This is a genomic window from Microbacterium resistens NBRC 103078, assembly GCF_001552355.1.
In the GTDB taxonomy this organism is placed as follows: Bacteria; Actinomycetota; Actinomycetes; order Actinomycetales; family Microbacteriaceae; genus Microbacterium; species Microbacterium resistens.
Genome location: NZ_BCRA01000029.1, coordinates 23655 through 45593 on the forward strand (window position 1 = coordinate 23655; position 21939 = coordinate 45593).

Genomic DNA, 21939 nt, shown 5'->3' on the forward strand with positions numbered 1-21939 from the left:
CCCTTCGTTCTTGTCCGAAGCATCAGGGCGATATATTCGATCACTCATAGTGAGCGAAACAAGCAAACTGTGCGGCAATTATTGCGCGGAATCCGCGCAGTCGGCAATCATCAAGACATGGTCAACATCGTCTTCATCGGCGCAGGCAGCGTCGTCTTCACTCGTCAGCTCGTGGCCGACATCCTCCGCTACCCGGAGCTGTCCGACGCCCGCCTGGTGCTGCACGACATCGACGCGGACCGGCTCGCGGTCGCGGAGGCCACCGCGTCGCACGTGAACGAGCGGCTCGGTGCCCGAGCGGAGATCGTGGCCGCGCCGGACAGGCGGGACGCGCTCGACGGCGCCGACTTCGTCATCAACATGATCCAGGTCGGCGGCATCGAGGCCACGATCGCCGACCTCGAGATCCCCGCGCGGCACGGTCTGCGCCAGACCATCGGCGACACCACCGGGATCGGCGGCGTGTTCCGCGCCCTCCGGACCTTCCCGGTGCTGACCGCGCTCGCCGAGGACATGCGCGCCGTCTGCCCGGACGCGTGGCTGCTCAACTACACGAACCCGATGGCGATGAACGTCTGGTGGCTCTCCGTGGTGGCCCCGGACATCAAGGCGGTCGGGCTGTGCCACAGCGTCTTCTGGACCGCTCACGACCTCGCCGAGCTCATCGGGGTGCCCTTCGAGGAGACGCGCTTCCGCGCCGCGGGCGTCAACCACCAGGCGTGGCTGCTGGAGTGGACGCGCGACGGGCAGGATCTCTACCCGCTCCTGCGCGAGCGCATCGAGGGCGATGAGGAGCTCGCCCGTCGTGTCCGCGTCGAGATGTTCCGCCGACTGGGTCGGTACCCGACGGAGACGAGCGAGCACTCGTCGGAGTATCTGTCCTGGTTCCTGCGCTCCGACGAGCAGATCGAGCGGTTCCGGCTGAAGCCGCTGGAGTACGTCGACATCAGCCGCGAGAACGTCGCCGAGTTCGAGGCGACCCGGGACGCGCTGGCGGCCGGACGCGACCTGGATCTTCCCGAGGGGGCCAGCGAGTATGCGCCGCAGATCATCCACTCGCTCGTCACCGGCACGGAGCGCGAGGTGCACGTCAACGTGCCCAACCGCGGCCTCATCGACAATCTCCCGGCCGACGCGGTCGTGGAGGTGCCCGCGGCCGTCGGGGCGGGCGGACTGGTCCCGCGGCCGATGGGGTCCCTGCCCGCTCCGCTCGCCGCGGTCAACATGCCGTACATCTCGGTGGGGCGGCTGGCCGTCGAGGCCGCGCGGACCGGAGACCCGATCCTCGTGCGCCAGGCCGTCCTGATGGACCCGAACGCCCAGTCGACGCTCACGCCGGAGCAGATCTGGCAGGTGTGCGACGAACTGACCGAGGCCCATGGGGACCTGCTGCCCGAGGCGCTGCGCGCGAGCGCCGGCGCCGGGGTCGCAGCCCGCTGAGAGCGGTGCCCCCGGTCGCCGCAGGACCGGGGCGGAGGACAGCAGGAGCCGGGAAGCGACGACACGCATGAAGGAGAGATCGATGAGCATGGCGACGACCCTGACCGGGGTGCTGGCGACGGCGGCGGTGCTGACGGCGTGCGCGGGCACGACCCCGGCGGCCTCGTCGACGACGGGGGAGTCGGCCGGGACGGCCGCCGTGGCCCTCCCGCCGACGAGCGGCGTCTTCGACTATCAGCTCGGCGGCGCGTACGACGAGGTGGACGCCGGGACGGGGCCCGTGGCCATCGACGTCGTCGTGCGGGACGCCACTGCGACGCCGCTCGCCGGCGCCTACAGCGTCTGCTACGTGAACGGCTTCCAGACGCAGCCCGGGGAGGCGGAGTTCTGGCTCGGGCACGAGGACCTGCTCCTGCACGACGCCGCGGGGACGCTGGTGACCGACCCGGACTGGCCGGACGAGTACATCCTCGACCCGAGCACGGAGGATCAGCGCGACGGCATCCTGGCGATCCTCGGCCCGGTCATCGACGGCTGCGGCCAGAGCGGGTTCGACGCGGTCGAGATCGACAACCTCGATACATGGACGCGCTTCGCCGAGATCGACGAGGCCGGCGCGCACGCGCTCGCCTCCGCTTACGTGGATCGCGCGCACGGGGCCGGAATGGCGATCGCGCAGAAGAACGCGGCGGAGATCACGGCGTTCGCGCACGAGGAGCTCGGCTTCGACTTCGCGGTCACCGAGGAATGCGGCGTCTGGGACGAATGCGCGGCGTACACCGACGTGTACGGGGATCACGTCCTCCAGATCGAGTATCCCGGGGCGCTGGAGGAGGCGGGCATGACCTTCGCCGAGGTGTGCGCGCGAGAGGACAGGGCGCCGCTGACGATCCTCCGGGATCTCGACCTCGTCGCCGCGGGCGGGGCCGGCTACGTGTACGAGAGCTGCTGACGCCATGCCCGATCCCCTCATCGGCGGGCACGCCGCCGGCGAGACCGGCCCGGGTCTGCTCCTGTCGGAGTGGGCGCCGCGAGCGCAGGTCTCGCTCCCCGTCACGCACGTCCCCCGGGCCGCGGTGCCCGCCATCGACGTCCACAACCACCTCGGCCGGTGGCTGACCGGCGACTGGTGCGCGCCGGACGTGCCCGCGCTGCTCGACCTGATGGACGAGACGAACATCGCCGCGATGGTCAACCTGGACGGCCGATGGGACGAGGAGCTGGACGCCAACCTCGACCGGTACGACAGAGCGCACCCCGACCGCTTCCTCACCTTCTGTCACGTGGACTGGGAGCGGCTGGCGGAGCCCGGCGGAGTCCCGGCGCTGCAGCGTCAGCTCCGGGAGTCGGCGGACCGCGGCGCGCGCGGGGTGAAGGTGTGGAAGAACCTGGGCCTGTCCGTGCGCGGGCGGGACGGAACGCTGGTGCGCCCCGACGCGCCGGAGGTCGTCGACGTGCTCGGAGTCGCGGGGGAGCTCGGGCTCCCGGTGCTCATCCACGTCGCGGATCCGAAGGCGTTCTTCGATCCCCTCGACCGGTTCAACGAGCGGATCGACGAGCTGGGACAGCAACCGCAGTGGTCCTTCGCGGACCGGTCGCGCTTCCCGTCCTTCGACGAGCTGATCGACGCCCTGGAGCGGCTACTGCTCGCCACGCCGGGAACCCGCTACATCGGCGCGCACATGGGATGCGTCGCCGAGGACCTGGACCGGGTCGAGCGCCTCCTCGACGCGGCCCAGAACCTCGCGGTCGACATCGCCGGGCGCCTCGGTGAGCTGGGTCGTCAGCCGCGCCGCTTCCTGCGCCTCGTGGAGCGGTACCCGGATCGGGTCCTGTTCGGGACGGACGCCTTCCCGCTCGATCGGGAGGACCTGCTCACGCACTTCCGCTTCCTCGAGACCGACGACGAGGGCTTCGACTACGCCGCGGGGTCCCCCGTGCCGCCGCAGGGGCGGTGGACGATCTCGGCCGCGAACGTGCCGCGGCGCCTGCTCCCCGCCCTCTACTCCGGGAACGCGAAGAGGATCCTCGGCCTCTAGCGAGCCGGTGGTGACATAGTGGAGCGATGGTCACTCAACAGGGGTGGTTCGCGTCACATCGGGAACTGCCCCGCTCCAGCGCTGCCGAGTCGATTCTCGACGATCTCAGAGAAGGCATCCGCAGCAAGAGCCTCGAGGTCGGGGCCCGGCTCCCCTCGGAACAGGACCTCGCGCGCCACTACGGTGTGAGCAGACCGGTCGTCCGGGAGGCGCTGCGCTCGGCCCAGGCGCTCGGGCTCACCCAGACCCGGACCGGCAGCGGCACGTACGTGATCTCGGAGACGCCGCGGCCCTCGCAGCGGTTCGGCGAGTACTCGACCCGCGACCTCGTCGAGTCGCGCCCGGCGATCGAGGTGCCCGCGGCCCGGCTGGCCGCCCTCCGCCGCAGCGACGAGCAGGCGGCGGCTCTGCTCGACATCTGCACCCGGATGGAGGAGGAGCGGCAGGCGCGCGAGTGGGTCCGGCTCGACTCGCTCTTCCACGCCAGCATCGCCGCCGCCTCCGGCAACGCCGTGTTCTCCTCCGTCGTGGCCGACACGCGCGAGGCGCTGTCGCAGCAGTCCGAGATCATCAACCTCGTCGCCCACCGCCGCGAGCCCTCGAACCGCGAGCACCGCGGCATCGCCGAGGCGATCATCCGAGGCGATGCCGACGGTGCCGCCCGCGCCATGCAGGAGCACCTGGACTACGTGGAGGCCGTCGTCCGCCCGATGATCGACGAGGGCTGAGCGCCCCGCCGCCGTCCGGCATCAGTCGGTACTCTGCTCGCCCACGAGGTTGATCGCGAAGAGCGCCCGCCGCTCGTCGGCGTCCAGCCCGAGCGCGGTGAGGACCCCGAGCTTCGCGAGGGCGGCGTCGGCGGTCAGGTCGTATCCGTCCCACGCGCCCGCTCGGTGCAGCGCCGCGCCGACCGCGTATCGCCGGAGCTGCACGGTCCCGGTCTGGCACTGGGTGATCGCGACGACCGGCGTCCCGGCGCGCGTGGCGTCCTCGATCGTCTGCCGCAGCGCGGTGTCGCTCGTCGGCGCCGTTCCGGCGCCGTAGCACTCCAGGATCAGGCCGTCGGGGTAGAGGTCGGTCGCGGCGCGGACCAGGCGGGCATCCAGTCCGGGGAACACCCGGAGGAGCCCGACGGCCGGCAGCGGGCGCCCGCCGCGCTGCCGCGGATCCAGCGCCGCCAGTCGCGAGCGCAGCACGGCGGTTCCCGCGGCATCGGCGGCGAGCGGACGGAAGGCTGCGAAGGCCTCGTCCTCGTCGGCGGAGCGCTTCACGGCGCGGACGGCGGGGAGCAGGGATCCGCCGAACGCGATCCGCACCCCCGGCGCGCCGTCGTCGGCGTGCCGGTAGGCGAGGGCGAAGTTCGCGGGGGCGTCGGAGCCCGGCTCGTCGACCGGTCGCTGCGCGCCGGTGAAGACGATGGGGATCGGGACGTCGGCCAGCGCGAACGCGGCGACGGCGGCCGTGTAGGCGAGGGTGTCCGTGCCGTGCACGACGAGGACCCCGCGAGCGCGCGTCACATGGTCGCGGATCGTCGCCGCGATGGAGAGGGCGTGGGTGAGGTCGGCGTCCGCGCTGTCTATGATCCGCGGGATCGGCAGGTACCGCCACGGCCGGGCGGAGGGGTCCGCCGCGCGGACGAGGGCGGCGAGCGTGGACTCCCGGTCCGCGGCCGCCTCCAGCCCGTGCCCCTCGTCGCGCATCCCGAACGTTCCCCCGGTGTACACGACGAGCAGCTCGTCCTCGATGGTCGGCGTCCGGTTCGCGGCCACGGCCAAGGTCCTCCTCGAAATGATGTCAGGTTGTCAATCTGCTAGACAGGTTTGCTCAGAATCGCTAGCCTGGGCCACGAACGACCCGGATCGCAGATGCGTCGAGAGCACCCTACCTCCCTTCCCGCCTCGCGATCCCCGGTCGCTCGACGTGTCCAGTTCCCCCGATGGAGAGGAAACGCGCTCATGAGTGCCGCAACGGAACCCGGCGTGCAGACGAGGCCCGCGGTCGACGAGACCAACGAAGAGTTCATGCTCGAGCGGGTGCCGCAGAAGGCGCGCCGCTCCTGGTGGTCCCAGTTCGTCATCTGGGTCGGTTTCGGCTATGTGCCCACCGGCCTCATCGTCGGCGGCCAGCTCGCAGGCACCGCCGAGGGCGGAGGCATGCCGTTCGGCGACGCCGTGCTCACCATCGTGCTGGGTCAGGGCGTGCTGCTGCTGCTGACCTTCGCCCTGGGGTTCGCCGCGATGAAGACGGGGCTCAACCTGTCGCTCATCTCCCGCTTCTCGTACGGCCGGAAGGGGATGATCCTGCCCATGCTCGTCATGGGGCTGCTCACCCTCGGCTGGTTCGCCTCCATCGTCGGCATGGTCGGCGACATCTTCAACGCGGCGTTCGGCAGCTTCACCGGGATCACCATCTTCAACGGCCTCAGCCTGGAGTTCGTGATCTTCTCGCTGATCTGGGGCGCGATCTTCACCTGGTCGGCGTGGAAGGGGATCGTCGCCCTGGAGCGGATCTCCGCGCCCGCCGCGCCCTTCGTCCTCATCGTCGCGATCGTCGCGGCGGTCATGATGATCTCCGAGTTCGGCGGGTTCGGCAACGTCCTCGCCGAGGGCGCGAACCGCTCCGGGACCTCCATCGGGACCGGGATCACGGTGATCATCGGCGCCTGGATCGCCGGGGTCATCATGGGTGTCGACATCTTCCGGTTCGCCAAGACGGCAGCACACGTGTTCATCGGGGCCGGGGCGTGCTTCATCCTCACCAACCCCCTGCTGAACTTCATCGGCTACACCGGCAGCATCGCGACCGGAGACGCGAACTTCATCTCGTGGATGGTGACCAAGGGCGTCTTCTTCGCGATCCTCGGCGTCATCCTGTGGGTCGTCGCCCTCTGGACGACGAACATGTCCGAGCTGTACTGCAACGCCCTGTACGTCGGTCCCGCGGCCAACGCGATGGGCATCCGGATCGCCCGGCCGAAGATCGTCATCACCGTCGGGATCATCGGCAGCATCCTCGGCGCGTTCGGGTTCTACTCGTTCTTCTTCGCCGATTTCATCACGGTCCTCGGCGCCGCGTTCGTCCCGCTCGCGGGCCCGATCCTGGCGGACTTCTTCGTGGTCCGTCGCCGCGAGTACACGTCCGCGAACGTGGACGAGCTGCCGGCCGTGCGTCTTCCCGGGATCATCTCGTTCCTCATCGGAGCCGTGCTCGGCATCGTCTTCCAGTACTGGATGCCGCTTCCCGGGGACTTCCCCGCCGGGCTCGGCGCGCTCATCATCACGTTCGCGCTGCACCTCGTGCTCTCGAAGGTGATGGCGGGGCGGCCCGAGCAGCGGATCGTGGAGTCCGCGGACGCCGGGATGCGCTGACCCGGAACCGCATCGATCCCCCGTGCCGCGACGGCACGGGGGATCGACGCGTCCGGGCCGGCTCAGCCGTTGACGCGGTCCGCGGCGGTGGCGGGCCGGGGCACCTGGTCCATGAACTGCTCCGCGATGTCGATCCGGCGCAGGAACGTGACGCCCTCCTGTTCCTTCGCCCAGGCGATGAACTCCGCCAGGCCGTGCGCGCGGGCGGGGTTGCCCGTGATCCGCGGGTGCAGGCCGATCGACATCATGCGTCCGCAGTCGTCGCCGTCGTCGAGCAGCTGCAGCACGGTGCGCCGGGCGACGTCGACGAAGTCCGAGGGGGATCCGAATCCGGTCCCCATGATGTACCGGCAATCGTTGACGGCGAGGGAGTACGGCACGACGAGGTGCGACCTCTCCCCGACGAAGGTCCAATAGGGCAGGTCGTCGCCGTAGTAGTCGGAGTCGTAGAGGAACCGGCCGTCCTCGACGAGGAGCTCCCGGGTGTTCACCGACATCTCGCGGCAGTACCAGCCCTGCGGGGTCAGGCCCATGCGAGCGAAGGAGTCCATCGCGAGGCCGATGATCTCCTTCTCCTCCTCGCGGGAGTACTCGTAGTGATCGATCCAGCGGTAGCCGTGGCCGACGAGCTCGTCTCCGCGCGCCAGGATCTTCTCGGCCACCCGGGGGTTGCGCTCAAGGGCCACGGCGGCGCCGAAGACCGTGATCGGGATCTCGTGGCGGTCGAAGATGCGGAAGAGCCGCCAGATCCCCGCGCGGGAGCCGTACTCGTACATCGACTCCTTGGCGAGGTCGCGCTGGCCCTCGACGTCGAACGGCAGCTCGTACATCCCGTCGTTGCGGCCGTCGCCCATCGCGAACGTCAGCTCCGAGCCCTCTTCGTAGTTGATGACGATGTTGATCGCCACCTTCGCGCCGCCCTCCCAGCGGATCACCGGGGGCTTCTCGCCGTACCCGAGGATCTCGCGGTCGGGGCCGGGCACCCCGGGGATGTCGTCGTTGCGGTACCAGTGGTTCTTCGCGACCTGCTGCGGATCGGGCATGCAGGATCTCCTCCCTGTTCGGCCGGGCGGCGTCGTCCCTGCGTCCGAAACCGACGCGCGCCCGCGGCACATCTGTCAATCTGCTAGACAGCTTTCACTGTATCGACGCCTCCGTACCCGCACAAGCGCGCCGAACGTGCGAGGCGGCAGGGCACCGCGCGGGGCTACCGGCAGAGCAGCTCGTCCACCGGCGGCAGACGATCCAGCACCGAGATGCCGGCGATCTCCTGCGCGACCTCCTCGGCCGCACTGGTGAGGTGCGCGTGGAGGATCGCCACCGCCCTGTCGCCGTCGTGATCCGACATCGCCTCGACCATCTGCGCGTGCTGCTCGTCGTGCTCGCGGCGGATCGGCGAGCTGGCGAAGGAGATGTCGCGGTACCGGGCGGTGTTCCGCCAGCCGGGCACCAGCGCCCGCACCAGCCAGGAGTTCTGGCAGGTCTCGTAGAGGAGGAAGTGGAAACGCTCGTGCGCGCTGATCATGGCGTAGGCGTCCTCCTTCGCGACCGCGGCCCTGCGCTCCTCGTTCGCCGCGAGGGCGGCCGCCGCGTCCTCGGCGGTGAAGTTCGGGGCGCCCAGCCGGAGCGCGAGCGTCTCCAGGTACAGCCGGCTCCGATACGTCTCGACCAGGTCGTCGATGCTGAGCTCCCGCACCTGCGCGCCGCGATTGGGGAGCATCTCCACGATGCCGAGCGCGGCCAGCTCGCGGATCGCTTCGCGGACCGGCATCATCGAGACCCCGAGGTCGGTCGCCACCTCGTTGAGGCGGATGAAGGAGCCGGGCGGGTACGCGCCCTCGAGGATGCGCATGTAGAGCTCGGTCGCGACGAAGTCGACGCTCGATCGCGGCGGCGCCGTACGGTACCTGTCCATCCGGGCGCGAGCTCCTCCCGTTCCACGCAACATGATCGCCCCTAGCGTATGCGGTTCGTCAGCGCGCCCAGCCCCGTGGCCCGCGTGACGAGCGTGTCTCCGGGGCGGAGGAACACCTTCGGCTCGCGCGCGTTGCCGATGCCGCTGGGGGTGCCGGTGAGGATCACGTCGCCGGCGTCGAGCGTCATGCCGCGGCTGAGCTCCTCGATGAGCTGCGGGATGTCGAACGCCATCTGGCCGACCACCGCGTCCTGCATCACCTCGCCGTTCAGCTCGCACTCGATCCGCACCCGGTCGAGATCGTCGATCTCGTCCCGGGTCGTGATCCACGGACCGAGCGGCATGGTGCGGTCGATGCTCTTGCCCTTGAACCACTGCCCGCCGTGCGCGCGCTGCACGTCCCGCACCGAGACGTCGTTGGCCAGGGTGTACCCGAAGACGTGGTCCATGGCGTCCGCGCGGGGGATGTCCTTGCCCGCGGTGCCGATCACGATCGCGATCTCGGCCTCGTAGTCCCACTGGTCGCTCAGCGCGAAGTCGCACTCGATGTCCTCGGCGGGTGCGATCACCGTGCGCGGCGACTTCGTGAAGAACGTCGGATGCTCGGGACGCCCGTCGGGATCCTGCCCCTCGCGCTTGCCCCTCGACTCCTCGAAGTGGTCCCAGTAGTTCCAGCCGACGCAGAGGACGTTGCGTCGCCAGCGCTGGATCGGCGCGCCGAGCACGGCCTCGGCGAGGGGCACCTCGGCGACGGGGCGGGACGCCGGGTCCAGCCCGCCCGCGGTGATCACATCGTAGACGAGGCCGGCCGAGGCCGGGTGGACGTGCACGGTCTCCCCGGAGCCGGACAGCACGCCCACCCGCCAGCCGTCGTTGTGGCGGATCGCGCAGTACCGCATCAGCTCTCCCCGTCGTGGATCACGGCGATGGCGTTGATCTCGATCAGGTAGTCCTTGTTGACGAACTTCGACACCTCGACCATCGTCGACGCCGGGGCGACGCCGGTGAAGTACTGCTGGCGCACCTCGTGGATCGCCGCAAAGTCCTCCATGTTGCGCACGTAGACGTCGACTCGGGCGATGTCGTCCAGCGTGCCGCCGGCCGCCTCGACCGCCGCCTGCAGGTTCTGGCACACCTGGTGGGTCTGGGCGCTCACGTCGCCGACGCCGGTGACGCCGCCCTGGGCGTTGCGGGCCGTCATCCCCGAGATGAAGACCATCCGGCCGTCGAGGCGCGCCTGGGTCGCCTGGGCGAAGTGGCCGTTCGGCACGGCGAGAAGATCCGAGGTGATCTGGGTCTTGGGCATGGGTCTCTCCTTCGGTGGGGTGGGTCAGAGGGTGTCGGCAGCGCTCGTGTACCACTCGGGCTGCGTCGGGTAGTGGGGGCCGTCGTACACCTCGAGCAGGACGGTGTCCTCCTCGGCGTGGGTCGGACCGTGCAGGCACCCCTTCGGGTTCCAGTAGAAGGAGCCCTCCTCGAGGACGAGCCCCGTGGGCACGTAGCGATACCGACCGGACAGGCAGAACATGAACTGGTTCGAGGCGTGCGAGTGACGCAGCGGGATGCCGGAACCGGCTCGGAACCGCACCAGCGCGATGGACGCGCCGGTCTCCTCGTCGCGCCACAGCGGCTTGTGCGACAGCCCGTCGAGGGTCTTGTCGAGCCATTCGTGGTCCTTCGACTGCACGAGGATCTCGCGGAACCGGTACATCGCCTCGCTCTCGCCGTCGCCGGCGACGGCCTCCTCGCGGGAGCCGTCGGCGGCGATGCCTCCGTAGCGGGCGGGGTCGGAGAGGTTGCTCGCCCATTCCTCCGCGTCCACCCCGTCTGGGCGCGGCGGACGGGGGATCAGCTGTTCCTGCTCACGCGGCTCCATCACGCCACCCTCCCGGCAGGTTCTCGCCCTGGTCCTTGAACTCGATCAGCCGGCTCACGTAGCGGGTGCGGCCGACGTTGGTCAGCATGTGCACGGGGCTGGGCAGCATCTCTATGGTGCGCCCCACGAACTCGTGCACGTCGCGGGAGGTGCCGTCGAGGTACGTGATGCGGTTGTCCGCCGCCTCGATCGCGATGACGAGATACGGGTTGTGGTGCAGGTGCCAGGGCTGTGACTCGCCCGGCTCCAGGCTGATGTGCCACACCCGGGTGTGCTCGTTCTCCAGGATGACCTCCTGCCCGACGTCGCCGAGGATGACCTCGCCTCCGTCCGGCAGGGTGATGATGTCGCCTTTGGCCAAGATTCCTACTCCTTCTGCGAGGGTCGTACGATCGCGCGGTACGCGTCGATGGCAGCGCGGCTGCGCAGCGGGTCACGGGGGTCCCACGGCTCGATGGCCGCGACGTGGCCGTCGGGGCGGACGAGCACGAGCGTGTCGTCCGGCACGCCGAATCGGCGGGCCACGGCATCGCCCGGGTCGAAGAGCGCGTACGGGCGCAGCCCGGTGTTCTCGGGGGCGTCCCAGCGGCTCACGACGAAGTGGCTCAGCCCGGGGGTGTCGTCGTCGACCGGGATGAGCGGGCGGCGACGGGCGTCGGTGAAGTAGAGCGCGAGGAACGCGTCGCGACACAGCTCGTGCAGATGGTGCCGCGCGCTCTCGCCGAACAGGGGCAGGTCCGGCACGCGGGAGCCGAGCCGCACGGGCTGCGCGCGCTCGCCGGTCCGGATGATGCCGCCGCGCCCCGAGCCGTCGACGTCGAGGGTGACGCCCAGCAGGGTGCGGGTCATCGCCGCCGCCCACCCGTTCCCGGAGGAGATGACGTCGTCGGCGCCCTCGGCGCGGGCCATGCGCCTGCGGGCGGCCTCCGCGAGCTCTCCGGATCCGTCCCGTGCGATCGGCGCCTGCTCGGAGGCGTACCCCTCCAGCAGACCCGGATCCGCCCAGCCGCGCGTCACCCAGGCGAGTCGCCAGGGGAGGTTCGACGCGTCGAGCACGCCGGTGTTCAGGCCCAGCGCCCACATCGGGGTGATCAGGTGCGCCGCGTCGCCCATCAGGAAGACGCGCCCGTCCTGCCACTGCGAGGCGACCCGGTGGTGCACGCTGTAGATGTTGGTGCCGATCACGGTCGTGTCGACGTCGCCGATGAAGCGGTGCACCTTCTGCTGCAGCTCCTCGGCCGACGGCTCCTGCGCGCCCGGCTTGAGGGGGAAGAGGAACCGCCAGCAGTGCGGCTGCCGCACCAGGATCATCCACTCCGCGCTGTCGCCGAAGTACGACAGGTAGGGGTAGTCGCGCGGCGAGGCGATGTCGAGGTCGGCCTCGAGGTCGATGAGCATGTAGCGCTCCTCGAGGGTTTTCCCGTCCACGCGCGCGCCGAGCAGCTCCCGCACCAGCGAGCGGCCGCCGTCGCAGCCGAGCAGGAACGCGCCCTCGAACGTCTGCGGGCCGTCGGGCGTCTGCACGTGCACGGTGACGCCGTCGTCGGTCTGCGTGAACCCGGTGAGGCGGTGGTTCATCCGGAGCGCGCCCGGGGCGAGCGCCGCGAGCGCGTCGCGCAGCACCGGTTCGAGGTGGTGCTGCGGGATGTTCACCACGAAGGGGAATCGGGTCTCGTCGGCGAGGTACGAGGTCAGGATCGACTGCTGCGACACGTTGGACGAGCGATCCGTCTCGCCGATCTCGTCGATGCGCACCGAGGCGCGCAGCACCGGCTCGACGACGCCGTACCGGTCGAGCACCTCGAGGGTGCGGGTGAGGATCGTGCCGGCCTTCGTGTCGAGGGACAGCTCGGAGTCCTCCTCCAGCACGAGGAAGGGGACGCCGTGGTGCGCGAGCCCCAGCGCCGTGACGAGCCCGATGGGTCCGCCGCCGGAGATGATGACGGGCTTGTCCGCGGTGTTGCGCTCAGTCATCCTCGACTCCGAAGGCGCGATCCCGGGTGAGGACGGATCCGCTCATGCTCGCCGCGTCGCTGAGCAGGAACATCAGGGGGCCGACGACGTCCTCGGCGGACCCCACGCCGGTCGAGGTCTTCCAATGCTCCAGCTCGCCGCCGGCGGGATTCGCCTTCCGGAACTGGGGCGTGTCGATCACGCCGGGGAACACGACGTTCGCACGGATGCGGTACTCGGCCACCTCCGCCGCGAGCGACTTGATCCACGGGACGAGCGCGCCCTTGGTGGCGGCGTACGCGGAGGCGTTCGCGTGGCCGACGTTGGCGAGCCCGGACGAGAACGCGAGGATCGTGCCCCGGCGGGCCGCCATCATCGTGGGCAGGACCGCCTGTGTCGCCCAGACGACGCCGGTGAGGTTCACGTCGAGCGTGCGCTGCCATTCCGCCGGGTCCGTCTCGGCGACGGGAGTGCGCGGCTGCACCGCCGCGCCGGCCACCAGGCCGTCGATGCGGCCCTCCTGCGCGACGATCCGTCCGACCGCGGCGAAGACCTCCTCGCGGTCGGCGACGTCGACCCGGTGCCCCGTGACGCCGTCGGGCAGCTCCGGGTCCGCTCGTGTGCCGAACACGTGCGCGGACCCGCCCGCCCGGGCGTAGGCGGTGGCCACCGCCAGGCCGATGCCGCTCGTGCCGCCGGTGACGACCAGCACCTCGCCGGTGGCGTCGAACTGCGTTCTCATCTCGTGACCTCTTCTCGTCCGCGCAGCCCGAGCTGCTGTTCCCACTGTTCGATCTGCTCCACGACGCTGCCGGGGAGACGGATGCCCTCGCGCATCGAACGGCGGCGGTTCTGCGCGCTGCGCTCGCCGGGGATCCGCGCCGCCGTCTCCGAGGACGTCATCGGAGCCGCCTGCACCTGGGCGGCGAGCTCCGCGGCCCGATCGGCGAATCCCGGGTCGAGCGTGCTGGCGTCGAGGGCGAGGAAGAACGTGCTGGAGTTGTACGGCATCGTCGCGTCCGCGTACAGGCCCCGCACGCCCGCGCCGAAGCCGCCGCCGGACAGCACGCCGGTGAGGACGTCGACGATCAGTGCCAGGGCGAAACCCTTCGCGCCGCCGGCCGGGAGCAGGAACCCGGCGATCGCGGCGGCCGGGTCCGTGGTCGGCCGGCCCTCGGCATCCGTCGCCCAGGTGTCGGGGATCGGTCGTCCCTCCGACGCGGCCAGGCGGATCTTGCCCATGGCGGCCTCGGAGAGAGCCAGATCGACGACGATCGGATCCCGGTCCGTGCGCGGCACGGCGACGGCGATCGGGTTGTTCCCCACCACGGCCCGGGCGCCGCCGGGCGCGGGCATGAGCGGGCGGGTGTTGGCCGCGGCGACGCCGATCATCCCGGCGTCCGCGGCCATCGCGGCGTATCGATAGGCGCCGCCGAAGTGGAAGGCGTTGCGGCACGCGACCGCGGCGATGCCGTGTTCGCGCGCCCGTGCGATCGCGAGATCCATGGCGTCCTGCGCGCTCGCCTGGCCGAGACCGTTCCCGGCGTCGACCGTGAGCAGCGCGCCGAGGTCGGCCAGGATGCGATTGCGGGCGGCGGGGTCCACCGAACCGGAGCGGATCCGGTCGAGATACATCGGCAGCAGCAGGAGCCCGTGCGACGGCAGACCGCGTGCATCCGCCTCGACGAGGCCGTCGGCGACGAGGTGCGCCGAGCGTTCGTCGGCGCCCGCCGCGACCAGCATCCGCGTCGCCCGTGCGATGAGGTCCTCCGGGGCGAAGACGAGACCGGCGCTCACGACGCGGCCCGCTGACTCTCGGCCCACGGGATGAGCAGACGCTCGATGAAGACCAGGACGTAGAAGAGGACGATGCTCATCAGCGCGAGCAGCACGATCGCGACGAAGGCCAGCGCCGTGTTCGCGTTCGAGCCGGACTGCACGATCAGGTAGCCCAGGCCCTCGCTGGCGCCGACGAACTCGGCGATGACCGCGCCGATCACGGCGAGCGAGATCGCGGTCTTCAGGCCGACGAAGATCTGCTCCAGCGCGAACGGCGCGCGGAACTTCACGAACGTCTGCAGCGGCTTGGCGTTGAGCGACTTGGCCAGCTCGATGAACTCGCTCGGCGTGGAGCGCAGGCCGGCGGTGGTGGACAGGACGATCGGGAAGAAGCACAGCAGGACCACCATCACGACCTTCGGCGCCTGGCCGAAGCCCATCCACACGACCAGCAGCGGCGCGATGGCGACCTTCGGCGCCGCGTTGATCGCCAGCAGCAGCGGGTAGATCATCTGCTCGATGAGCTTGGACGAGGCGATGACCATGGCGATCGGCACGCCGATCACGATGGCGAGCAGGAAGCCCTGAACCGTCTCGACGAAGGTCACCCAGGTCTGCGTCAGCAGGAAGCCGGGGTTCGCCATGAACGCGTTCCACACGTCGGCGGGCGACGGCAGCAGGAACCTGTCGATCCGGAACCCGACGACGGACAGCCACCAGACGAGCACGACGAGCAGCAGGCCGGCGAGCGGCAGCAGGACGGCGCGCAGGGTGGTCGTGCGGCGCGCCCGGCGCAGGCCGGTGTCCACCGATCCGGTGATCGCCTTGTTCAGCAGGGTCGGGGTGGTCATGCCGGGACCTCCTCGTGCGTCTCGTGCAGGAGATCGTGCAGTCGTCCGCTCACCCGGGTGACCTCGTCGGCGTGCGCCGAACCGCCCAGGGAGCGGGGACGGGGGATCGGCACGGGGACGATCTCGCGGATCCGGCCGGGGCGCGGCCTCATCACGACCACGCGGTCGGCGAGGAGCACCGCCTCCTCGATGGAGTGCGTGACGAACACGATGGTCGTGTTCTGCTCCATGACGATGCGCTGCAGCTCGACCGACAGCTCCTCGCGCGTGAGGGCGTCCAGGGCCGAGAACGGCTCGTCCATCAGGAGGATCGACGGCTCCTGCACCAGCGACCGGCACAGCGACACGCGCTGCTGCATGCCGCCGGAGAGCTCGTGCGGCAGCTTCCCCGCGAAGGGGTCGAGGCCGGTGAGGGCGAGCAGCTCGTGGGCCCGGGCCTTCGCGCGCTTCCGGTCCAGGCCGAGCACCTCCGCGGGGAGCATGATGTTCTGCATCACGGTGCGCCAGGGCAGCAGGGCCGGCCGCTGGAACATCATCGCCACCTCCCGGCGCGGGGCGAGCACCGGGTCGCCCGCGATGCGGACCACGCCGCCGGTCGGCTTCTGCAGTCCGGCGATGATCCGCAGCAGGGTCGACTTGCCGCACCCGCTGCGCCCCACGAGCGTCACGAACTCGTTCTCGTCGATGGTCACGTTCACGTCCGACAGGGCGTGGATGCGGCCCCGCGGCGTCACGAACTCCTGGTCGACGGCTTCGATGTCGATCATCACGATCCTCCGACGGTCCTACTCGACCGGCGCGACGATGGCAGACGCGTCGGGCTCGGACGTGATCGCCCCGCCCTCGACCAGCAGCGCGAGGATCGCCTCGACCCGGGCCGGATCGAGCAGGCCGTTGCCGGCGGGGTCGCCGACGTAGGGCGTCATCGCCTCGACCTCGCCCGCGGCGACGTCCGGCTTCTGCGTCGGCTGGTACTTGGCGAGGATCTCGCCGGTCTCCTCGGGGTTCTCGATCGCGTACGCCAGGCCTCGGTGCAGGGCCTCGTTGAACCGCGTGATGCTCTCGGGATCGTCGGCGACCCGCTTCTCCGAGGCGAACAGCGCGTTGCCGTAGAGGTCTTCGAGGTAGTCGCTGAACGGCAGGAAGACACCGGCCTCACCGGTCGCGCCCCGGATCAGGCCGTCGGCGACGACGAACTGCCCGATCGCGTCGACCTGCTTGCTCGCCAGGAGCTGCGGCAGTGCGGAGGGCTGGGCGGGCACGAAGGTCACGGTGCTCGCGTCGATGCCGGCCGCCTCCGCGTATACGGGGAAGAGCACCTCGTTCACCGAGCCCGGCTGGTCGGCGATCTTCTTGCCCTCCAGGTCCTTCGGCTGACTGATGCCGTAGCCCTCCGCGGTGGCGATGGCCGCGAGCGACTTGTCCTGGATCGCGCTGACGATCCGGGCGGGGATCTGCTCGTTCGCGATGGTCAGAGCCGCCGCCTGGAAATCGCCCACGCCGAAGTCGGCTTTTCCTGAGGCGACGAGCTTGAGCACGTCGACGGTCCCGGATCCCGGCTGGATCTCGACGTCGAACCCGGCGTCCTCGAAGAAGCCCTTCTCCAGCGCCACGTACGCGTAGGCGTCGCGGCCGAAGGTGTTGAAGGAGGTGAGGTACGTGACCGGGGTCAGCCCCTCGGGGGCGTCGGTGCCGGCCGTGCCGTCGGCCGCGGCGGGGGCCTGGCTGGAGCATCCGGCGACCGTCAGGGCGAGAACGGCGAGTCCCGCCACGAGGGCGGAGCGGAAGGGCTTCCTCATGATTGCTGACCTTTCATCTTCGAACGGTGGAACGCGGGGCGGGACTCGATCAGCGGATGCCGAGCGAGAGGGGGTGATGGGCGGAGGTGAGGCGGCTCGGGTTGATCCGGGCGATCCGGTCCTGAAGCGCCGGGTCGAGGTGGGCGATCGGCTCCCGCGGGTCCTCGAGCCCCATCGGGAACGGCCAGTCGCTGCCCAGCAGCAGGCGATCGTCGCCGAAGACGTGGCGGGCGAGGTCGACGTTGGCGCCGTCGTGCGTGAGGCAGTCGGCGTAGAGACCGCGCAGCATCGTCGCGACCGGCGGCGATGACGCGTCCAGTCCGGGGCGGGCGGTGTCGAGGCCGCGCTGCCAGCGGGCGGCGACGGAGGGCACGACCCCGCCGCAGTGCACCAGCACGATCCGCAGGTGGGGGTTGGCGGCGAGCACACCGCCGAGCACGAGCTCGGCGGTCGCGACGCCGGTCTCCACCGGGTTGCCGAGCAGGTTGTGCAGGTAGTGCGCGGCGAGCCGCTCGTCGGGGGACTCCGCGGGGTGCAGCAGGACCGGTCGCCCGTCGGCGGCCAGCAGATGCCAGGCCTCGGCGAGCTCGGGGGAGTCGAGCGCCACGGAGCGGCCGCCGGCCGCGCCCACCCAGCCGACGAAGGCGTCGGTCGCGAGGTGCGTGCGGACGGTGCGGGCGGCGGCCGCGGGGTTCTCGAGCGGCAGGTAGGCCAGCGGCTTCAGGCGGTCGTCCGTGGCGCAGGCGGCGAGGATCCCGTCGTTGATCGCCTCGACCCACTCCTGGGTGCGCTCGGCGGGCAGGTCCTGGCGGAAGAAGGGCGGCGGGACGGAGACGAAGGCGGCGTCGAGCGCGTGCTCGTCGAGGTACCGCAGGAGGCGGTCGGGGGAGTACAGCGCGTCGGGCCCGATCGCCCGCCCGTCGAGGACGAGGCGCCCGTCGTCGTCCGTCACCACCCCGGATTCCCGCTGCGAAGCCGCGTCCAGGAGCGGTGCGAGGTGCGTGTGCACGTCGATCGCGGGGTGCGGAGCTCCAGCGCTTCCCATGGTGCCTCCTCGCACTCCGTGGATCGGTTGCCTCAGCGTAATGCGATATTTGATCAAATGTCAAACACTCGGGTTCGTGGTGGAGTTACGGGATCCCGGGGTCGGTCAACCCGGTGCGTCGAACCCTCCTTCATGACGAGCTCGACAGGACTCCGGAGTGGCGCCTCGGTGCCGGGCTATCTCGAACTGCGGCGCGGGGCTGGCGCCCGCGTGGTCAGTCGCGGCGGTGGTGTGGCGTCACGCCGGTCGAGCAGGGTCGCTGTCAACCTCGTGCGACGCAGCCTCGAACTTGCGCGAAAGTCTCCGCAGGGCACGCTCTTCGGCCTTCTCGCGGATGTTGAGCTTCCTGAGTATCGTCCGTAGGACCGGGATGCGGGGGGAAATCTCGAAGAACCGGAGAAGGAGTGTGGAGGAGAGATACGTACCCCTGAACCCGGTGCCAAGCGATACGGCACGGAGCCCGTCGGGGGTGGGACGCGCATGGTCGACAGCCAACGCGAGACGCGGTTCGTTCCTCACGAGATGAATCGGTTCGGTTCCTTGACGTTTCCACCAGTGGCCGGCTGAGTCCCGAAACAGAATCGATGGCTCGAGGAGGAAGTTGCCGACGGGCGCTTCGTTCCTTCCCAGCAGGCAAACGCGGACAGATGACTCCGGAGGCAGTGCCTGCAGCGATATGCCCGGTGCTTCCGGCCAGGGCTGGCTGGTGTAGTCGACCGTGATGTGGAGCGGACCGATGACCTCTTTGCTGCGGTTGTGGACTTCCACGACGACCATGATCGCCTTTTGCTTGACCGGTCTCCCCGGACCCCAACCTGTTCCCTCGGTGGCAATGAGAGCATCGGGCTCGTCCGGAAACTCAGGAGTCGACCCGGCCGGCACGGTGCTGATCGCCGCGACTTGCGAGTAGACCAGTCTTGCTTGCTCTTCTCGCTTCTGGCGACTGTTGAGCATGTACGTGCGCCCGGCGATTCCAAGCGCGATGAGCGTACCCACTGCCGTGAGCGTGGCCCGCCATTCTTCCCAGAGGTCGCTGCCGAACCACTCGAACATGGACACGACCTTAGCGGCGTCGTGGCGGCGATCTCGAAGCGTCGAGACGCAGGATCTCATCCTCCCGGCTTGTATGCCTGCGAGATCACGAAGGCGTCGTCGCTGTGGGAAGAAACGCCGCTATCCGGCGTCATTTCCGTCACCCCGCCCCGCGCCGGCTCAGATCCCGTAATACAGGAGCATGGAGACCACGAAGTAGACGATCGACAGGGCCCAGGCGAGCGGAGCGCTGGCGAGGGCGAGGATCAGCCCGATGATCCCGTGCCGCCGTCCACGGCGTCGGACGATCGCGACGACCGCCACGACGATCGTCGCGATGCCGAGCGCGACTCCGACCAGCTGGCTCGCGCCGAGCCAGGGGATGAACGTGATCATGTCCAGGAAGGCGAGCAGCCCGCACACGAGCGTCGCGATGCCCAGCCCGAGCGCGACGCGCCCCAGGGCGGGCGACCCCTGCGCGGGGGCGTCCCCTGTGGGGCCAGGAGCACTCGGCATCGGCGGCAGGGACATGCGCCCAGCCTAGGGACTGCTCGACCGTCGCCAATGAGTGAGCCAAATCGAGGAGGAGATGTGTCGGGCGGGCGTTTCGTCTCGCTTCGCTCGCTCAACGACCGGGGGCCGGACAAGACGAAACCCCCGCGATGTAGAAGCTACGCGAGGGTTCCTGGGGCGATTGTAACGATCACCCTTGTGGCTCCGACCGGCATCGATCCGGTGACCTTTCGATTTTCAGTTGGATGCGGCGGGGCAGTGGGTACTCGTTAGTCGCCGTCCTCCGCGTGATTCCGCGGAAGTCGTCATGGTTGGTGACGGCTGGTTGAGGCTGATTTCAGCGGGGCTACCGGCACAGAACCGGCACGGCTAGTCGCTAATCCACTCCTTTGGAATCAGTGCTTCTCCTCGCCAATTGTGTTCGACGGCTTCCTCAAACCAATCCTCAGCAAGGTGGGCGTGATCACTAACGATGATCTGGAAATGAGGTGCGAGTGACTTCGCAAATTGATCGAGAAGCTCGAACATTCGAGTCACTGCAACATGATCATCTTGTTCCGGTATTCCCGATTCGCTAAGGCGCTCAAGACTCTCGGTGGATCGCGACTCATAGAAGGCCTGAGTGGGCTGATCCAGCATAAGGATTCTGGGCACAGGTCGCGATGACTGCACGAACAGTTTGTGTAGGGCCAGGTGGGTCGCCAGGTGATACCCGAGCCAGTTCGCCCCCGAGCCCAGGCCCGAAAGCGGCACAGGCCCTGCAGCTGTGTCCGTCACGACCGTCAGTTTTGCAATGTCTAGCCGGACGCCATGCTCGGAGTTCTCTAGCTTTAGTGACTGCGCAAAGCGAGTCATTTCCCTGCCCAGTGTGATCAGTGCCGATGTGAGGCGCTCGCGGGCAACGTCGTCGTCAAGCTCTCGCTCCAACGACTCGACACGTCGTCGCGCTGACTCCACTGCCGTCGTCATCTGCGAAAGATCAGTCTCGTTGCGTCTAGCAAGTCGACCGATCGTCGCATCGATACGTCCGCGCACAAACTGGGAGCGACTGCGATCAAGGATCGTGCCTTCCTCGTTCGATGTGGAGTCGTAGGCATCGACAGCTGCCTCCACGCTGACGAGCCGCTCGCGTGCGCTGTGGATCTGTTCAGTGATGACCGTGAGCGCCTTTTGTCTGCCTGGTTGAGCTAGAGCTAGTGCTTCGAGCTCTTGGGACAGGCGGGCGAGGCGCGCAGTCATCTGCGCAGCAGTCGGGTCCTCATCCTGAAGCCGCTGTGAACAAACGGGGCAGACTCCGGAGTCTGCCGTTTCCGGAGCAGGAAGGAGTTCGATGCTGCGCAGCCGCTGCGCCTGCTTGGCAATCGCAGCATCGTAGCCGTTTTCGGTACTCGACACTTCGAGAAGAGCATCTCGTTGATCGAGTAGGTATCCGAGCTCTGTTGTCAACTGATGCTTCTCGAGCCGTAGCTCAGCAACTCGATCCTGTGAACGGATATCGATCGAGAGGTCGTCGTCGCTTGGATCGACAGGGCTTGCGAGCACTCGTCCCAAGATTTCCAAAGCGATCTCGGTGGTCGGTGCTCGGTCAACGTCGGTGAGACCGGATGCGTACGCCTCCGCCACGAGGGCTTGAATCTGAGTATCGTGGTCGGCCGCTTCCGCGACTGCAGCGTCAAGCGCGATCTCCGCCCGTCGAAGATCACGCTTCGCGCGCCGAAGCTGGTCGTGTCGTTCCGCATGGTCGCCGCTAACCGCGCCGAGAAAGAACGGTAGCGAATCGCGGATGGAAGCTGCCATGCCATCTTCGCCTTGACGATGGAACAAGAGGGACTTATTGGCGATTTCGCTCTGAGCTTGGAACAAGAAGATTGCAGCCTGCCCAAGGCCGACTCGATACGGGCTTCGCGTGGACCCCTCAGGGGGACTCAACCGCGAGTCCCCGAGTCCTATCCGCGCGCCGAGTTGCTCGCGAAGAGTCGAGGAGTCAGTGTTCTCGGTCAACTCTTCGTATTGGGGGAGCGCGAGGTCCTTGCCTCCGAGCTGAAGCATCGCTCGGCTCGTGGATGACTTGCCCGGCTTGAACATTGGTCGTCCAGTAAACGCCCTGGATCCGTCGTCAAACTGCCAAAGGCATCCGTACCAGGCAACTGAATGAAACACCTTGGTTTGCGGGATCGGTGCCTCGTCACGACCTAGACAGAAGTCGACGATATCGAGGAGGGCGCTTTTTCCTGTCCGTGAAGCGCCTGTGACGATGTTCAACCGGCCGGTGCGGAAGTCCACAGGGCGGACTCGCCCATCTAGGTTGTACACCGCGACACTGATTAGC

Annotated in this window: 22 protein-coding genes; 5 read left to right on the forward strand and 17 right to left on the reverse strand. The window is 69.1% G+C overall.

Translation table 11 applies throughout. From position 1 onward, the window contains the following. Positions 1 to 117: 117 nt before the first annotated feature. The 4 genes from melA to MR1_RS06245 all read left to right on the forward strand — a co-directional run bounded on the left by melA (position 118) and on the right by MR1_RS06245 (position 4207). Positions 118 to 1440, forward strand: a complete 1323-nt coding sequence (gene melA / locus MR1_RS06230) for an alpha-glucosidase/alpha-galactosidase (protein WP_067244058.1) — start codon at positions 118 to 120, stop codon at positions 1438 to 1440. An 82-nt stretch (positions 1441 to 1522) separates the two neighbouring features. Beyond that, positions 1523 to 2392, forward strand: a complete 870-nt coding sequence (locus MR1_RS06235; RefSeq protein WP_233460091.1) for an endo alpha-1,4 polygalactosaminidase — start codon at positions 1523 to 1525, stop codon at positions 2390 to 2392. Between the two features lie 4 nt (positions 2393 to 2396). Then, positions 2397 to 3479, forward strand: coding sequence for an amidohydrolase family protein (locus tag MR1_RS06240; protein WP_067244060.1), 1083 nt, complete (start codon positions 2397 to 2399; stop codon positions 3477 to 3479). A gap of 26 nt (positions 3480 to 3505) precedes the next feature. Further along, positions 3506 to 4207 (forward strand): FadR/GntR family transcriptional regulator, encoded by a 702-nt coding sequence (locus MR1_RS06245; RefSeq protein WP_067244062.1) that lies wholly within the window; start codon positions 3506 to 3508, stop codon positions 4205 to 4207. A 21-nt stretch (positions 4208 to 4228) separates the two neighbouring features. On the opposite strand, the gene MR1_RS06250 is transcribed toward MR1_RS06245, so the two are convergent. Then, positions 4229 to 5248 (reverse strand): asparaginase domain-containing protein, encoded by a 1020-nt coding sequence (locus MR1_RS06250; protein WP_067244065.1) that lies wholly within the window; start codon positions 5246 to 5248, stop codon positions 4229 to 4231. A 186-nt stretch (positions 5249 to 5434) separates the two neighbouring features. On the opposite strand from MR1_RS06250, the gene MR1_RS06255 reads away from it, so the two are divergent. Next, positions 5435 to 6847 (forward strand): purine-cytosine permease family protein, encoded by a 1413-nt coding sequence (locus MR1_RS06255; protein ID WP_169797656.1) that lies wholly within the window; start codon positions 5435 to 5437, stop codon positions 6845 to 6847. Between the two features lie 62 nt (positions 6848 to 6909). Here the strand turns inward: MR1_RS06255 and MR1_RS06260 are convergent, their stop codons facing one another. The 16 genes from MR1_RS06260 to MR1_RS19305 all read right to left on the reverse strand — a co-directional run bounded on the left by MR1_RS06260 (position 6910) and on the right by MR1_RS19305 (position 21893). Then, entirely contained in the window at positions 6910 to 7890 is a 981-nt protein-coding gene (locus MR1_RS06260) for a polysaccharide deacetylase family protein (protein WP_067244070.1), read from the reverse strand. 164 nt (positions 7891 to 8054) lie between these two features. Further along, a complete protein-coding gene (locus MR1_RS06265; protein WP_067244072.1) occupies positions 8055 to 8762 on the reverse strand; it encodes a GntR family transcriptional regulator in 708 nt (235 codons plus the stop codon). A 41-nt stretch (positions 8763 to 8803) separates the two neighbouring features. Then, the gene (locus MR1_RS06270; RefSeq protein ID WP_067244074.1) at positions 8804 to 9661 is read right to left on the reverse strand and encodes a fumarylacetoacetate hydrolase family protein; all 858 of its coding nucleotides are present in this window, start codon (positions 9659 to 9661) and stop codon (positions 8804 to 8806) included. Beyond that, positions 9661 to 10068 carry a RidA family protein gene (locus MR1_RS06275; RefSeq protein WP_067244076.1) on the reverse strand — a complete coding sequence of 136 codons (408 nt, stop codon included), beginning with the start codon at positions 10066 to 10068 and terminating at the stop codon, positions 9661 to 9663. The genes MR1_RS06270 and MR1_RS06275 overlap by 1 nt, the downstream gene beginning before the upstream one ends. Positions 10069 to 10092: 24 nt before the next feature. Continuing rightward, entirely contained in the window at positions 10093 to 10638 is a 546-nt protein-coding gene (locus MR1_RS06280; protein WP_084344411.1) for a cupin domain-containing protein, read from the reverse strand. Beyond that, the gene (locus MR1_RS06285; RefSeq protein WP_217996191.1) at positions 10625 to 10999 is read right to left on the reverse strand and encodes a hypothetical protein; all 375 of its coding nucleotides are present in this window, start codon (positions 10997 to 10999) and stop codon (positions 10625 to 10627) included. The genes MR1_RS06280 and MR1_RS06285 overlap by 14 nt, the downstream gene beginning before the upstream one ends. A gap of 5 nt (positions 11000 to 11004) precedes the next feature. Continuing rightward, the gene (locus MR1_RS06290) at positions 11005 to 12612 is read right to left on the reverse strand and encodes an FAD-dependent monooxygenase (RefSeq protein WP_067244078.1); all 1608 of its coding nucleotides are present in this window, start codon (positions 12610 to 12612) and stop codon (positions 11005 to 11007) included. Then, entirely contained in the window at positions 12605 to 13333 is a 729-nt protein-coding gene (locus MR1_RS06295; protein ID WP_067244080.1) for an SDR family NAD(P)-dependent oxidoreductase, read from the reverse strand. Before MR1_RS06295 ends, MR1_RS06290 begins: the two co-directional genes overlap by 8 nt. After that, positions 13330 to 14415, reverse strand: coding sequence for an Ldh family oxidoreductase (locus MR1_RS06300; RefSeq protein ID WP_067244083.1), 1086 nt, complete (start codon positions 14413 to 14415; stop codon positions 13330 to 13332). Before MR1_RS06300 ends, MR1_RS06295 begins: the two co-directional genes overlap by 4 nt. Beyond that, positions 14385 to 15221, reverse strand: coding sequence for an ABC transporter permease (locus MR1_RS06305; RefSeq protein WP_084344412.1), 837 nt, complete (start codon positions 15219 to 15221; stop codon positions 14385 to 14387). Before MR1_RS06305 ends, MR1_RS06300 begins: the two co-directional genes overlap by 31 nt. Then, complete coding sequence (locus tag MR1_RS06310; protein ID WP_067244085.1) at positions 15218 to 15988, reverse strand: ABC transporter ATP-binding protein; 771 nt, start codon at positions 15986 to 15988, stop codon at positions 15218 to 15220. Before MR1_RS06310 ends, MR1_RS06305 begins: the two co-directional genes overlap by 4 nt. An 18-nt stretch (positions 15989 to 16006) precedes the next feature. Further along, positions 16007 to 17020 carry an ABC transporter substrate-binding protein gene (locus MR1_RS06315; protein ID WP_084344413.1) on the reverse strand — a complete coding sequence of 338 codons (1014 nt, stop codon included), beginning with the start codon at positions 17018 to 17020 and terminating at the stop codon, positions 16007 to 16009. Between the two features lie 49 nt (positions 17021 to 17069). Beyond that, entirely contained in the window at positions 17070 to 18065 is a 996-nt protein-coding gene (locus MR1_RS06320) for an amidohydrolase family protein (RefSeq protein WP_067244088.1), read from the reverse strand. Between the two features lie 237 nt (positions 18066 to 18302). Then, complete coding sequence (locus MR1_RS06325; RefSeq protein WP_067244090.1) at positions 18303 to 19118, reverse strand: hypothetical protein; 816 nt, start codon at positions 19116 to 19118, stop codon at positions 18303 to 18305. Positions 19119 to 19277: 159 nt separating this feature from the next. Continuing rightward, positions 19278 to 19628, reverse strand: coding sequence for a hypothetical protein (locus tag MR1_RS06330; protein WP_067244093.1), 351 nt, complete (start codon positions 19626 to 19628; stop codon positions 19278 to 19280). A gap of 351 nt (positions 19629 to 19979) precedes the next feature. Next, the gene (locus tag MR1_RS19305) at positions 19980 to 21893 is read right to left on the reverse strand and encodes a DUF3732 domain-containing protein (RefSeq protein ID WP_169797657.1); all 1914 of its coding nucleotides are present in this window, start codon (positions 21891 to 21893) and stop codon (positions 19980 to 19982) included. Positions 21894 to 21939 lie beyond the last annotated feature (46 nt).

What these genes read in the sequence shown, in the direction of transcription:
- MR1_RS06245 (WP_067244062.1), top strand. Translation starts at nt 3,506, where the DNA reads ATGGTCACTCAACAGGGGTGGTTCGCGTCACATCGGGAACTGCCCCGC.
- MR1_RS06305 (WP_084344412.1), bottom strand. Translation starts at nt 15,221, where the DNA reads ATGACCACCCCGACCCTGCTGAACAAGGCGATCACCGGATCGGTGGAC.
- MR1_RS06315 (WP_084344413.1), bottom strand. Translation starts at nt 17,020, where the DNA reads ATGAGGAAGCCCTTCCGCTCCGCCCTCGTGGCGGGACTCGCCGTTCTC.
- MR1_RS06275 (WP_067244076.1), bottom strand. Translation starts at nt 10,068, where the DNA reads ATGCCCAAGACCCAGATCACCTCGGATCTTCTCGCCGTGCCGAACGGC.
- MR1_RS06310 (WP_067244085.1), bottom strand. Translation starts at nt 15,988, where the DNA reads ATGATCGACATCGAAGCCGTCGACCAGGAGTTCGTGACGCCGCGGGGC.
- MR1_RS06280 (WP_084344411.1), bottom strand. Translation starts at nt 10,638, where the DNA reads ATGGAGCCGCGTGAGCAGGAACAGCTGATCCCCCGTCCGCCGCGCCCA.
- MR1_RS06325 (WP_067244090.1), bottom strand. Translation starts at nt 19,118, where the DNA reads ATGTTCGAGTGGTTCGGCAGCGACCTCTGGGAAGAATGGCGGGCCACG.
- melA (WP_067244058.1), top strand. Translation starts at nt 118, where the DNA reads ATGGTCAACATCGTCTTCATCGGCGCAGGCAGCGTCGTCTTCACTCGT.
- MR1_RS06290 (WP_067244078.1), bottom strand. Translation starts at nt 12,612, where the DNA reads ATGACTGAGCGCAACACCGCGGACAAGCCCGTCATCATCTCCGGCGGC.
- MR1_RS06240 (WP_067244060.1), top strand. Translation starts at nt 2,397, where the DNA reads ATGCCCGATCCCCTCATCGGCGGGCACGCCGCCGGCGAGACCGGCCCG.
- MR1_RS06295 (WP_067244080.1), bottom strand. Translation starts at nt 13,333, where the DNA reads ATGAGAACGCAGTTCGACGCCACCGGCGAGGTGCTGGTCGTCACCGGC.
- MR1_RS06330 (WP_067244093.1), bottom strand. Translation starts at nt 19,628, where the DNA reads ATGTCCCTGCCGCCGATGCCGAGTGCTCCTGGCCCCACAGGGGACGCC.
- MR1_RS06235 (WP_233460091.1), top strand. Translation starts at nt 1,523, where the DNA reads ATGAGCATGGCGACGACCCTGACCGGGGTGCTGGCGACGGCGGCGGTG.
- MR1_RS06320 (WP_067244088.1), bottom strand. Translation starts at nt 18,065, where the DNA reads ATGGGAAGCGCTGGAGCTCCGCACCCCGCGATCGACGTGCACACGCAC.
- MR1_RS06270 (WP_067244074.1), bottom strand. Translation starts at nt 9,661, where the DNA reads ATGCGGTACTGCGCGATCCGCCACAACGACGGCTGGCGGGTGGGCGTG.
- MR1_RS06260 (WP_067244070.1), bottom strand. Translation starts at nt 7,890, where the DNA reads ATGCCCGATCCGCAGCAGGTCGCGAAGAACCACTGGTACCGCAACGAC.
- MR1_RS06265 (WP_067244072.1), bottom strand. Translation starts at nt 8,762, where the DNA reads ATGGACAGGTACCGTACGGCGCCGCCGCGATCGAGCGTCGACTTCGTC.
- MR1_RS06255 (WP_169797656.1), top strand. Translation starts at nt 5,435, where the DNA reads ATGAGTGCCGCAACGGAACCCGGCGTGCAGACGAGGCCCGCGGTCGAC.